General features: G+C 40.7%; 10 protein-coding genes. 8 read left to right on the top strand and 2 right to left on the bottom strand.

What is annotated here, in order from left to right; genetic code table 11:
- The first annotated feature begins 88 nt into the window (after window positions 1-88).
- From GD630_RS05875 to GD630_RS05910, 8 genes are all read left to right on the top strand, one after another.
- Entirely contained in the window at window positions 89-4,519 is a 4,431-nt protein-coding gene (locus GD630_RS05875; protein ID WP_143865976.1) for a hybrid sensor histidine kinase/response regulator transcription factor, read from the top strand.
- A gap of 58 nt (window positions 4,520-4,577) precedes the next feature.
- Window positions 4,578-6,260, top strand: coding sequence for a polysaccharide lyase (locus GD630_RS05880; RefSeq protein WP_143865979.1), 1,683 nt, complete (start codon window positions 4,578-4,580; stop codon window positions 6,258-6,260).
- Window positions 6,261-6,290: 30 nt separating this feature from the next.
- The gene (locus GD630_RS05885) at window positions 6,291-9,386 is read left to right on the top strand and encodes a DUF6298 domain-containing protein (RefSeq protein WP_143865981.1); all 3,096 of its coding nucleotides are present in this window, start codon (window positions 6,291-6,293) and stop codon (window positions 9,384-9,386) included.
- Window positions 9,387-9,562: 176 nt separating this feature from the next.
- Window positions 9,563-10,114, top strand: a complete 552-nt coding sequence (locus GD630_RS05890) for an RNA polymerase sigma factor (RefSeq protein WP_029425867.1) — start codon at window positions 9,563-9,565, stop codon at window positions 10,112-10,114.
- Between the two features lie 82 nt (window positions 10,115-10,196).
- Window positions 10,197-10,448 (top strand): hypothetical protein, encoded by a 252-nt coding sequence (locus GD630_RS05895; protein ID WP_143865983.1) that lies wholly within the window; start codon window positions 10,197-10,199, stop codon window positions 10,446-10,448.
- 60 nt (window positions 10,449-10,508) lie between these two features.
- The gene (locus GD630_RS05900) at window positions 10,509-11,276 is read left to right on the top strand and encodes a threonine/serine exporter family protein (protein WP_007752854.1); all 768 of its coding nucleotides are present in this window, start codon (window positions 10,509-10,511) and stop codon (window positions 11,274-11,276) included.
- Window position 11,277: 1 nt separating this feature from the next.
- The gene (locus tag GD630_RS05905) at window positions 11,278-11,763 is read left to right on the top strand and encodes a threonine/serine exporter family protein (RefSeq protein ID WP_007760308.1); all 486 of its coding nucleotides are present in this window, start codon (window positions 11,278-11,280) and stop codon (window positions 11,761-11,763) included.
- Window positions 11,764-11,773: 10 nt separating this feature from the next.
- Window positions 11,774-12,502, top strand: a complete 729-nt coding sequence (locus GD630_RS05910; RefSeq protein ID WP_007760310.1) for a DUF6064 family protein — start codon at window positions 11,774-11,776, stop codon at window positions 12,500-12,502.
- Between the two features lie 83 nt (window positions 12,503-12,585).
- Here GD630_RS05910 and kdsR read toward each other — a convergent pair whose 3' ends face one another.
- Together kdsR and GD630_RS05920 are read right to left on the bottom strand one after the other, a co-directional pair.
- On the bottom strand, window positions 12,586-13,395 hold the full coding sequence (gene kdsR / locus GD630_RS05915; protein ID WP_143865985.1) for a 3-ketodihydrosphingosine reductase: 810 nt from the start codon (window positions 13,393-13,395) through the stop codon (window positions 12,586-12,588).
- Between the two features lie 38 nt (window positions 13,396-13,433).
- A complete protein-coding gene (locus GD630_RS05920; protein ID WP_143865987.1) occupies window positions 13,434-14,054 on the bottom strand; it encodes an HAD family hydrolase in 621 nt (206 codons plus the stop codon).
- Between the last annotated feature and the right edge of the window lie 170 nt (window positions 14,055-14,224).

Genomic DNA, 14,224 nt, shown 5'->3' on the forward strand with positions numbered 1-14,224 from the left:
AGAAACAATAAGAAGATAGTGATTCTAGTCACTATCTTCAAAAAAAAGACTACCTTTGGGAGCATTAAAACCTCTATTATTATCATAAATGAGAAAACGGAATATTCTAATACTATTATTATCGTTGATGGGCGTATGTGCTTTTGCCTATCCAAATATGATTGTAGAACATTACACGGCTGAACGTGGTTTGCCCAATAACATCGTCAACTGCACTTTAAAAGGGACAGATGGATTTGTCTGGTTTGGCACATGGTACGGATTATGCAGTTTTGACGGAGCTAAATTCCGTTCGTATGATAATCGGGACGGTTTTTATTCTGCAGATATCCCTCCTCGCAAGATTCAGCGTATTGTGGAAGATAAGAATGGTTTTCTATGGCTCAAGACTATTGACCGCAAACTATATTTATTTGACAAGAAGCATGAAACTTTTCATGCCGTCTATGATGATGTAAAAGAATACTCCGAGAATATTCAGATTATCAAGATTCAAACGACAGAAGACGGAGACGTTCTACTGTTGACTAAAGATAAAAGTTTGTTGCGTGCACATACCGATGAAACAGGTAAGATTACAATGAAGCAGTTGCACGACTCACGCCCCAACGTGAACGTATATGATATGCGTTTGAAACATAATGTGTTTTGTGAAACTGCTGAATTTATTAATTGGATAGGTATGGACTACCAGATTCTGTCTCTTAGAAAAGGGAGTGCCTTGAAAGATAAACCTGCCGATTTTATTGGAAAAAAAGTTTCTGCCGATCCCAAATTATTCACTTGCGCTTCTTATAATTCCAAGTTCCTGTGGCTGGGAGATCAAAACGGGCATATCTATAGTATTGATCCTCAAAATGGGGTTGTGAATCGTTACGAGATACCGGAGATCAAACAGGCTATCTCTCGTTTACTGGTCACCGAGTCCGGCTTGATGTATATAACTACCAATGACGGAGCATACGAATACAACATCGGTTACAAACAGCTAACCAAACTACCGTTTACAATCCCCCAAGAGGATAGTGGCATCATATTCTATGACAAATATGATAAAATATGGTTTCAGGAAGGCAATCACGCATTGATATATTATGATCCTCTGAATAAAAGTAGTCATCGTTTTACTTTTCCCAATCAGAATACCATTGGCAATTTTGAGATGCAGGATGCAGGTGAGCAAGGAATGTTTTTTCTCACTCCGGGCGGAGAAATTCTTCTTTTCGACAGGGATAAGCTGGAAATGACCCGCATCAATCAAATGAAACCTTTTTCTGAGGATCTTCCCAATCAACTTTTTTTTCATTTGTTATTGGATAAAGATGGAATCCTTTGGTTGGCATCTACCGGTAGCGGGGTGTATCGAGTGAACTTCCCCCAAAAACAATTCCAGTTGCTGACCGATGTATCTCCCGTTCCAGTTTCTACGGAAAAACAGACATCCCGAAATCAAGGAATCCGTGCTCTCTATCAGGCACAAAACGGAGATATTTGGGTAGGAACCCGATGGCAGGCCCTATACCGTCTTGATCGTAACGGACAAGTGAAGCAGATTTTCTCGGACCAGAACTACCTGCTGGGAGCTGTCTATCATATTATGGAAGATAAAGACGGAAATCTATGGTTCTCTACCAAAGGTAATGGATTGGTGAAAGCTGAACCGGATATGAATTCACCTCATGGACTGCGTTTTACCCGTTACAAGAATGATCCGAAAGATTCAAACTCCATTAGTAATAATGACGTATACTTTACTTACCAAGATAGTCAGGAACGCATTTGGGTAGGATTATTGGGAGGAGGATTAAATCTGATTGCCGAAGAAAACGGAGAAGTTGTTTTCAAACATAAATACAACGGACTGAAACAGTATCCTCCTTATGGACTATATATGGAGGTACGCACAATGACAGAAGATGAAGACGGCCGGATATGGGTAGGAACAATGGATGGTTTAATGTCTTTCGACGGACATTTTGCAACACCCGAACAGATACAATTTGAGACTTACCGTCAAGTCAGTGAACGATCCAATGTCGCTGATAATGATATTTATGTGCTATACAAGGACACTGACTCACAAATCTGGGTAAGCGTATTTGGTGGAGGTCTGAACAAACTTGTTCGATATGATAAAGAAAAGCATGAACCGATCTTTAAATCATACGGCATACGTGAAGGAATGAATAATGACGTGGTCAAGTCAATTGTAGAAGATAAAAACGGAAATCTTTGGTTTACAACAGAAATCGGTTTGTCCTGCTTTAATAAAGCTACCGAACAGTTCCGCAATTATGATAAATATGACGGTTTCCTAAACGTAGAATTGGAAGAGGGAAGTACACTTCGTACATTAAACGGAGATTTATGGCTCGGTACACGACAAGGTATATTGGCATTTTCTCCGGATAAGTTGGAAACACAACACATGGACTATGATACACGTATTGTCGATTTCAAAGTATCCAATCGCGATCTGCGGAGTTTTCAGGATTGCCCCATTCTAAAAGAATCCATTATTTATACCGATGCGATTCAACTGAAATACAACCAGTCCATGTTCACAATAGAATTCGCCGCTCTGAATTTTTATAATCAGAACAGAGTATCTTATCGTTACATACTTGAAGGATATGAAAAAGAATGGCATTATAATGGAAAGAACCGGATTGCTTCTTATACCAATGTGCCTCCCGGTGATTATATTTTCCGTGTAGAAACGCTGGATGAAGCCAATCCCGAACTTGTTTCGAGCCGAACTTTAGCCGTTACGGTTCTTCCGCCCTGGTGGTTGAGTTGGTGGGCAATGATTATTTATGTCATACTTGGATTGGCGGCTCTTTATTTCGGTTTGCGCCTGGCTTTCTTCATGATCAAAATGAAGAATGATATCTATATCGAGCAAAAAGTATCGGAAATGAAAATTAAGTTCTTTACCAATATTTCCCATGAACTTCGCACTCCCTTGACATTGATAAAAGGACCTATACAGGAACTGAAAGAACGGGAAAAATTATCCCCGAAAGGATTGCAATATGTTGATCTGATGGAGAAGAATACCAATCAAATGTTACAATTGGTGAATCAGATATTGGATTTCCGGAAGATTCAGAATGGCAAGATGCGCCTGCATGTTTCTTTGATTGATTTTAATGAAATGATAGCTTCTTTCCAGAAAGAATTCCGTGTGCTTTCAGAAGAGAATGAAGTTAGTTTCACTTTCCAGTTACCGGACGAATCTATTATGGTATGGGCAGACAAGGAAAAATTAAGTATTGTCATCCGCAACATTATATCCAATGCGTTTAAGTTCACGCATTCCGGCGGAAGTATCTACGTCACTACCGGATTGACGGATGACGGAAAACGCTGTTTCGTACGGGTAGAAGATAATGGAGAGGGCATTCCACAAAGTAAGCTGACTGAAATATTCGAACGCTTCTCACAAGGAGAGAATACAAAGAATCCATACTATCAAGGTACAGGCATTGGTCTGGCACTTTCTAAAGAAATCGTAAACCTGCATCATGGCTCTATTTATGCTGAAAGTCCCGAAGGACAGGGAGCCGTATTTACAGTTGAACTTCTAATGGATAAGGAACACTATCGTCCGTCGGAAGTCGACTTCTATGTCAGCGACACGGAAACTGCTCCAACCTCTTCCGAAGAAGAAGCTGTTACGAATATTCCTTCGGTAGAAACTACAGAAGAAGAACCGGAAATAGACTCTTCACTACCGACCCTGTTATTAGTAGAAGATAACAGAGATCTTTGTCAACTGATAAAATTGCAATTAGAAGACAAATTCAACATCCATATTGCCAATAATGGAGTAGAAGGTTTGAAGAAAGTCCATCTTTACCATCCGGACATTGTGGTGACAGATCAGATGATGCCTGAGATGGACGGGTTGGAAATGTTACAGTCTATCCGTAAAGATTTCCAGATCAGCCATATTCCTGTAATAATACTGACTGCAAAGAATGATGAAGGTGCCAAGACAAAAGCCATAACTTTGGGTGCCAATGCTTATATAACCAAACCATTCAGCAAAGAATACCTGTTGGCACGAATCGACCAGTTATTGTCTGAGCGAAAATTATTCCGTGAACGTATCCGACAGCAAATGGAGAACCAGACAACGACGGAAGAGGATAGTTATGAACAGTACTTGGTAAAGAAAGATGTACAGTTCCTTGAGAAAATCCATCAAGTGATCGAAGAGAATATGGATGATAGTGATTTCAATATAGATACAATAGCTTCCGGTATCGGTTTGAGTCGTTCGGCATTCTTTAAAAAGTTGAAGAGCCTGACCGGGTTAGCCCCCGTAGATTTGGTTAAAGAAATTCGTCTGAACAAATCTATTGAACTGATTAAGAGTACGGATTTAAGTGTTTCTGAAATTGCTTTTGCTGTCGGATTCAAGGATTCCGGCTATTACAGTAAATGTTTCCGGAAGAAATATAACCAGACTCCCCGCGAATATATGAATGAATGGCGGAAAGGAGAGAAATAACCGGTTACAAAACGCTTTCTTAATCGTCTTTTTAGAAAACCTATTAAGATTCGAAAGAATGAACAACATCAAGAAAGTATTATCAGCATGGATGCTGGTTGCCTGTGTATTACCTGTGGCAGCGCAGTATCCGGTGATTCCGGACTCTGTAAAGGCAAGAGGGGCAAAACAAGAAGCCGAGTTTGAACATCAATCAAATGTAGCATGGGAAAAAGCTCTGCCGACAGTTTTGGAAGAGGCACAAAAAGGACGTCCCTATAAACCGTGGGCTTCAAAACCGGAAGATTTGGTAAAAAGTAATATCCCCGCTTTTCCCGGTGCGGAGGGAGGGGGAATGTATACTCCCGGTGGTCGTGGAGGGAAAGTAATCGTAGTCACCTCGCTCGAAGATTCCGGTCCCGGAACATTCCGTGAAGCTTGTGAAACGGGGGGAGCACGTATTATCGTCTTCAATGTATCGGGCATAATACATCTCAAGAGTCCTATCAGTGTACGTGCGCCGTATGTGACCATTGCCGGACAAACGGCTCCGGGAGACGGCATATGTGTGACAGGACAATCTTTTCTGATTGATACACACGATGTTGTTATCCGTCATATGCGTTTCCGTCGTGGCGCACAGGATGTTGCCTTTCGTGATGATGCGGTAGGCGGAAATGCAGTCGGGAATATCATGATAGACCACTGTTCGGCAAGTTGGGGACTGGATGAAAATATGTCTATCTACCGACACGTATACAATAGAGGTGCGGATGGACACGGACTGAAACTCCCGACTGTAAATATCACTATTCAGAACTCTATATTCTCCGAAGCGTTGGACACTTACAATCATGCTTTCGGTGCTACCATCGGCGGGCATAACAGTATGTTCTGCCGTAACCTATTTGCTTCCAATATCAGCCGTAACAGTTCGGTAGGGATGGACGGAGATTTCAATTTTGTTAATAATGTCGTATTCAATTGGTGGAATCGTTCTGTGGACGGAGGAGATAATAAAAGTTTCTATAACATGATTAATAATTACTTCAAACCGGGTCCCATTACTCCATTAGACAAACCGATCTCATATCGTATCCTCAAACCGGAAGCCGGACGTGACAAAAACCGTCCTTTATCTTTTGGAAAGGCTTATGTCAACGGAAATATCATTCATGGAAATGCAAAAGTGACAAAGAACAATTGGGATGGCGGTGTACAGCTAAAAGATGACGTAGACTCAGAAAAGTTCCTTCCGCAAATTAAATCGGACGAAGTATTCAAAATGCCTCCTGTCACTATAATGGATACTCCAAAAGCCTATAGCTTTGTATTGGACAATGCAGGAGCTAACTTTCCCAAACGTGATGCGGTTGATTCCCGTGTGATCAAAACAGTACGGACGGGTAAAGCCATTTATGTAAAAGACGCTCCGGAATTTGTGTCACCATATGTAAAGAGACGTTTACCGGCAGACTCTTATAAACAAGGAATTATTACAGACATCCGTCAAGTAGGCGGACTCCCCGAATATAAAGGAGAATCGTATGCCGATACAGATAACGACGGGATGCCGGATGTTTGGGAAGTTGCCAACGGGCTGAATCCGAACGATCCTTCCGACGCAGTGAAAGATTGTAATGGGGACGGCTATACTAACATTGAGAAATATATCAATGGTATCGATACAAAGAAGAAAGTGGATTGGACAGATTTGAAAAACAATCATGATACACTTTCTAAAAGGAAAAGTCTGTTTTAGCCAAATAAATTGATAATAAAGTTTATTGTAATGAATATACAAATAAGAACTATCCTTTTGGGATTATTAAGTATCGGGTTTGCGCAGAGTCATGCGCAAACCTTTGCTTTACAAGTAAAAGACGACCGGATAACTTACCTTAATGACGAATTGAGAAATAGGATTCTCGATTTCTCAACATGTGGTTATCAGGCTTCGGAACAGGATATTCCTTCCGTTCGGAATGTCGTATTTGTATCCTGGAAACCCGGAGATAATACAACAAGAATTCAACGTGCCATAGACTATGTAGCCTCCTTGCCTCCTGATATTTCAGGTTTCCGCGGTGCTGTGTTATTGGATAAAGGCGAGTTTTCCCTGTCCGGAAGTATCCGCATTGCTACATCTGGAATCGTATTACGGGGAATGGATAAAGAAAGTACAATATTATTAAAGAAAGGAGTGGATCGGGGTTCTCTCATCTATATGGAAGGAGAAAACGACTTGGTAATAAAAGATACATTACAAGTACTTTCAAACTATGTTCCGGTAAATACAAAAACGTTGGAAGTCGCTTTGGGGACTTCTCTGAAAAAAGGAGACCGGATTATGGTAACCCGTCCTTCTGGTAAGGAGTGGATTGCTTCTTTAGGTTGTAACATCTTTGGAGGAGGAATCAGCGCCTTAGGATGGAAAGAAGGGGATATGGATTTAACATGGGACCGGGTTGTTAGCGATATTAATGGTAACCTGCTTACCTTAGATGCACCGTTGACTGTGGCATTGGATGCCAAATACGGTGTATCTACCATTATGACATACCAATGGAACGGACGTATTGATAACTGCGGTGTAGAGAATCTGACATTGGTCTCAGATTATGACAAACACTATCCGAAAGACGAGGATCATTGTTGGACAGGGATTTCCATCGAAGCTGCAGAAAACTGCTGGGTAAGACAAGTTAATTTCAGGCATTTTGCAGGAAGCGCTGTAATCGTTCAACGGACCGGTTCTAAAATCACTGTTGAGGATTGCATTTCGAAAAATCCCGTTTCCGAAATAGGAGGGATGCGCCGTTGTACTTTCCACACATTGGGACAGCAGACTTTATTCCAACGTTGTTATTCGGAACAAGGCATTCACGATTTCGCGGCCGGATTCTGCGCTGCCGGTCCTAATGCTTTCGTTCAATGCGATTCGTACCAATCTTTAGGATTCAGTGGTTCTATTGATGCTTGGGCGTGCGGTTTACTGTTTGATGTCGTCAATATCGATGGACATAATCTCACTTTTAAAAATTTGGGGCAGGATAAGAATGGAGCCGGTTGGAATACGGCCAACAGTTTGTTCTGGCAATGTACCGCTGCAGAAATAGAATGTTATACTCCGGCAAAAGATGCACAAAACCGTGCGTATGGTTGCTGGGCACAGTTCTCGGGAGACGGAGAATGGGCACAGTCTAATAATCATGTCCAGCCGCGCAGTATATTTTATGCCCAATTAGCGGAACGCCTGCAAAAAGAATCTGCAGACCGGGCACGTATCCTGCCTAGAAATACAAGCGCAACAAGTAGCCCTACCGTAGAAGTAGCTATGGCATTGGCAAAAGAAGCTTATAATCCTCGTTTGACATTGGAGCATTGGATCGAAGAAAATAAATTTATCCCTTCAGTCGTGCCAACAGGAGTCAAATCAATCGATGATATTAAAGAGAAAAAGACTATTTCAAACAAACAACAGACACAACCGGAAATAAGTATTGTCAACGGACGTATTCAAATGGATGGTGTATTGCTTGTAGGAAGCAGTCATACAACTCCTTGGTGGAATGGAAAACTTAAAACCAACTTCTTGAAAAAAGCAAGCCCTGCCATCACCCGCTTTGTGCCGGGACGCGAAGGATTGGGACTGACTGACCGTATCGACTCTGTAGTCAGCTTCATGAAACAGAAGAACATACTTGTTTTTGACCAGAACTATGGATTGTGGTATGACCGCCGTCGGGATGACCATGAACGTATCCGCCGCCGGGATGGAGATGTATGGGGTCCTTTTTACGAACAGCCATTCGGACGTAGTGGTCAGGGAACAGCTTGGGAAGGTTTAAGTAAATATGATTTGAAACGCCCCAATGCCTGGTACTGGTCGCGCTTGAAAGAATTTGCAGAGAAAGGGAGTAAAGATGGACTGCTTCTATTCCACGAAAACTACTTCCAGCATAATATTCTGGAAGCCGGAGCACATTGGGTGGACTGTCCGTGGAGAAGCAGTAATAATATCAATGAGACCGGATTTCCGGAACCCGTTCCATTTGCCGGAGACAAACGTATTTTCGTAGCAGATATGTTTTACGATATCAGTCATCCGGTACGCCGCGAGTTGCATAGGCAATATATTCGCCAATGTCTCAATAACTTCGCAGATAATTCGAATGTCATTCAACTGACAAGTGCAGAATTTACAGGACCGTTGCACTTCGTACAGTTCTGGTTGGATGTCATAGCCGAGTGGGAAGCTGAAACCGGAAAGAAAGCTAAAGTAGCATTGAGTACGACAAAGGATGTGCAGGATGCTATTCTTGCAGACCCTAAACGGGCTGCTGTGGTAGATGTTATTGATATCCGTTATTGGCATTATAAGAAGGATGGGATCTTTGCGCCGGAAGGTGGGAAAAACATGGCTCCCCGCCAGCATATGCGTAAGATGAAAGTAGGAAAGATAACCTTTAATGAAGCTTATAAGGCAGTGAGCGAATACCGCCAGAAGTTTCCTCAGAAAGCAGTAACTTTCTATGCGCAAAATTATCCTTCTATGGGATGGGCAGTATTCATGGCAAGTGGCTCGTGTCCTGTTATTCCGTGTAAAGACAAGGCTTTCTTAAAGGATGCGGCAGTTATGGAAGTGGAAGAGACCAATACTGATCAATATAAGAAATTGGTAAAATCTGATACGGGAAATATCATTTATTCCAAGTCTGGAACAGAAATTCCCATTCATTTATCGTCCGGAAAATATGTATTAAAGTACATTCACCCTGATTCCGGGAAAGTGGACATAATAAATAAATCACTGAAAATAAAAGGATTATATACTTTAAAGGTACCAGATAAGAAAGAAGGTATTTATTGGTTTCATAAGCTATAAGATAGAAAATCCCGTTGAATGATCTTCAACGGGATTTTTGTTTTATATAGGTAAATTCTAATAAAAGAGTGTTATAAAACATGATACTTATTTTTTCAATCCACAAACCAGATTTTACCTAAGGTTGTGACGGATACTGCCTAGTTTTGCAACATCAAATCAATCGAATTAATGCTATGATGGGACAAACTAATAATTCAACCGAAACTTTATTCGCTTCATTTCAAGCGGGGAATATGGCAGCTTTTTCTCAGCTATATGATTTATATATCAATATCCTTTTTAATTATGGGCTAAAGCTAACTTTGGATAAAGAGTTATTGAAAGATTGCATCCATGATGTTTTTGTGAAGCTTTATACCAAGAAAGATGAACTAGGAACTATTGATAATCTGAAATCCTATATGTTCATCTCATTAAAGAACAAGTTGTGCGATGAACTTCGTAAACGTATGTATATGTCCGATACAGCTATTGAAGAAGTCGATATGCTGGCTCCTACAGATGTAGAAAATGATTATGCGGAAAAAGAACAGCGCAAAAATGAGTTTTTCCTTATTAAGCGTTTACTAAACCAACTATCCCCCCGCCAGCGCGAAGCACTCACTCTATATTATATAGAAGAAAAGAAATATGAAGATATCTGCGAAATTATGAACATGAATTATCAGTCTGTACGCAACTTGATGTATCGTGGATTGACAAAGTTACGTGATTTGGCAAGTTAATTATGGTAAAAAGAATGCTTTATTGAGTACATATACAGGATAACACCGTCCTATTTACGTAAACGCTTAAAAAGGATGTGATATGTATTCTAAGGTAAAAGATTTTTTGACGGATGATGACTTTATCAACTATGTGCTGGGGGTGGTTCCGCAGTCAGTCTCCAAATGGGAGGCTTATTTCAAGGAACATCCGGATGAACTGGCAGATGCGGAAGAAGCCAAGGCAGTATTAATGGCTCCGACAGATGTTGCCTGTGATTTTACAATGGCTGAAAGCAAAGAATTAAAAGATAGGATTGTTAGTAGTATAAAAGATTTTTCGGGTATTTTATAATTAGGTTAGGTAGTTGCTATTTTTTTTGTACTTTTGCGCCCAATTAAAAATATCACATTCATGAAGACAAGCGAATCTTTATTATCGATAGGTAAATTTATAGCAGAATATTCGGCCCATTTAATGGGCGCAGGAGTACATACTTCGCGGGTAGTGCGCAATTCCAAACGTATTGGAGAAGCTTTCGGACTAGATGTAAAGTTAGGCGTATTTCATAAAAACATCATTCTGACAATTGTAGATAAAGAGACGAACGAAGCTTGTAATGAAGTTATCGATATCCCCGCACATCCCATTAGTTTTGAACACAACTCTGAGTTAAGCGCATTAAGTTGGGAAGCGGTAGACAATCATCTGTCATTGGAGGAACTGACAGCCAAATACAAGAAAATCGTTTCCGCCCCGATGATACATCCTCTCTTCGTCTTATTGTTAGTCGGATTCGCCAATGCATCATTCTGCAAATTGTTCGGTGGCGATTTAATATCTATGGGAATTGTCTTTTCTGCTACCATCACAGGATTTTATCTGAAACAGCAGATGCAAAAGAAAAAGCTGAATCATTACATTGTTTTTATCGTTTCAGCTTTTGTTGCTTCCCTTTGCGCTTCTACAGCTTTGATTTTCGATACAACTTCAGAGATAGCAATGGCTACCAGTGTACTTTATCTTGTTCCCGGTGTTCCTTTGATTAATGGAGTGATTGACATAGTCGAAGGATATGTACTGACCGGATTTGCCCGTCTGACAGAAGCCTCCTTGCTGATTGTCAGCATTGCTATCGGACTTTCTTTCACATTACTAATGGTAAAAAACAGTTTAATTTAATATGATAGCACTCGACATTCTTACTGACGGATTTTTTGCAGCAGTGGCAGGTATAGGATTTGGTGCGATTTCCGATCCTCCTTTGCGGGCATTTAAGATGATTGCCTTATTGGCGGCATTGGGACACGCTTGCCGTTTTTGTCTGATGACTTATTTAGGGGTAGATATTGCTACAGCTTCTTTATTTGCCGGCTTAGTAATCGGTTTTGGTAGTTTATGGTTAGGGAAAAAAGTATATTGCCCGATGACAGTACTTTATATTCCGGCTCTGCTTCCGATGATTCCGGGCAAATTTGCATACAACATGGTATTTTCACTTATCATGTGTTTGCAGAACGTGAATGACCCGGAAAATCTGGATAAGTTCATGTCAATGTTCTTCTCCAACAGCCTGGTAGCAAGCACGGTTATTTTTATGTTGGCAGTAGGAGCCACTTTCCCGATGTTCCTATTCCCACATAGAGCTTTTTCATTAACAAGACATTAAAACTACTTTTATGGAGATTTTTTGGAGAACAATTGCATATTATAATTCAGCAACTTGGCTTTTACAGACAGTCATCATTCTGATTGGTATTGCATTGACCGGATTGCTTATCAGTAAACCGCGCACATGGGTGAAGATGGCGATGAAGTTTTATATGATAGGACTTTATACATGGATTTCGGTAATCTACTATTATGTCTATTGCGAAGAACGTAGTTACAATGGAGTGATGGCTATGTTCTGGGGAGTAATGGCTATTATTTGGATATGGGATGCGATTACGGGATACACGACTTTCGAACGTACCCACAAATACGACATCCTGTCCTATGTCTTGTTGGCAATGCCATTCATATATCCTTTAGTATCATTAGCGCGCGGACTTTCCTTTCCGGAAATGACTTCTCCGGTAATGCCTTGTTCTGTGGTTGTGTTTACCATTGGGCTATTATTACTGTTTGCTCACAAAGTGAATATGTTTCTGGTCCTTTTTCTTTGTCATTGGTCATTGATCGGATTATCCAAAACTTATTTCTTCCAGATTCCGGAAGATTTCTTGTTGGCAAGTGCCACAATTCCCGGATTGTACCTTTTCTTCAGAGAATATTTCCTGAACAATCTGCATGCCGACACCAAGCCGAAAGCCAAATATATCAATTGGCTATTAATAAGCGTTTGCGTCGGACTGGCTGTGTTGCTGACTACTACCATGTTTTTAGAATTAGTTCCGAAGAATTGATCCGGAACACATAGAAGATATTCAAATCAAAAAAGTCTTTCTAGCTTTAATGGCTATGAAAGACTTTTTGCATTATATCACATTTACTTAATTGCGTAGAATATCCGCAGAGCATACTGCATCACCGCATCAGGCAACCACCTTTTACTCTTTGCAAACAACACCTGTATCCAGGGACCTACTTTCGTTCGGAAAGGAGGGTTTGTATGCTCCACTATTTTACAGATTGCAGCAGCCAACTTTCGTGGATGGCATCCATTACGTTCCTCTTTTTCTATGATCTCCAATGATTTCCGGAAGCTTTCTCCATAATCGGTATCCAGTCTTGTCTGTTCAGAGATATTCCGATTATCAGTAAATCCGGTGTTGAAGTCTCCCGGTTCTACCACGCAAACCTTTATATTGAACGGATGGACCTCTAAAGCCAATGCTTCGCTATATCCTTCCACCGCAAATTTGGAAGCAGAATAAAATCCCTGATAAGGGATGCCCATTACACCACCAATAGAGCTGATATTGATGATCTTCCCTTTTCGCTTTTTACGCATGACAGGCAATACCTCCCGGCACATATTCACTACACCAAAGAAATTGGTATTCATCTGTATGTTTACTTCCTCTTCCGTAGCAAGTTCCAATGCACCGCCAATACCCATCCCGGCATTATTAATCAATACGTCAATCCGTCCCTGTTCCGATAGAATCCTATCAACAGCTTGACGGATAGAAAGTGAATTGGTAACATCGACAACCAGCATTTTCACCTCATTCATGTCTTCGGAAAGTTTCCGACTTGTTCCATAAACGATGTGCCCTTGTGCTGATAACATTTGAGCGGTAATCTTTCCAAACCCGGAAGATGCTCCGGTGATAAGTATGACTTGTGGTTGCATATTTTTTTATTTGCAGTATGGTACTAACTGCTCAATTATCATTTCTTCAGGATAACAGTCATTTTCTCCCGCCAATCTTCACCATTCTTCGGCTGGAAAGTTTCAAATCCCAGTTCTTTACCGATTTGGATATTCGAGGCGCCGTCATCTACAAATAAAGTTTCAGAAGGAATGATATTGCAATCATTCACCATATAATCGAATATTTCCGGTGCAGGTTTTGTGTGACCGACCTGATAAGACAGATATAGTTTATCACAGTAATCATTCAACGGCTTTTTCCTTGATGAGAAATCAGGGCTGCATGCCCATGACATAACAAAAGGATTAGTATTACTTAAAATATACACATGATATGATTTTCTCAATTCTAATATATAATCGAGTTTATTTAGATTCACTTCATTGAAAAAGCCCAGCCATGCCTGTTTGGTTTCCTCCATCGTCAATGAACGGCCACATAAATTCCCCAGTTGTTTCCGAAACTCATCCGCACTTAGCTTACCTTCTTCCAGTTCTTGAAAGATGCCGGTCTGGTGATATTTATCCAGACGGGTGTCGGCATCTGCCAGTCCCAGTTTGATAAATGCCTGAACCGCTTTGTCGCGATCAATATCCACAATCACACCGCCAAAATCAAATACAATGTTTTTAATCATGATATATCATTTTTAATTTGCTACAAAGATATTATAAAATCATTAGAGACTTCTTCATTTTAGCACAGAAATAGTAACCTTTTATGCAATCGGGTAGTAGTCCCGTTATAACGTGACAATGGTCACCTTATAGGGTGATAAATGGCACGTTACAACGGGACATTTGTCAT

Source organism: Bacteroides zhangwenhongii (genome assembly GCF_009193325.2).
Taxonomy (GTDB): domain Bacteria; phylum Bacteroidota; class Bacteroidia; order Bacteroidales; family Bacteroidaceae; genus Bacteroides; species Bacteroides zhangwenhongii.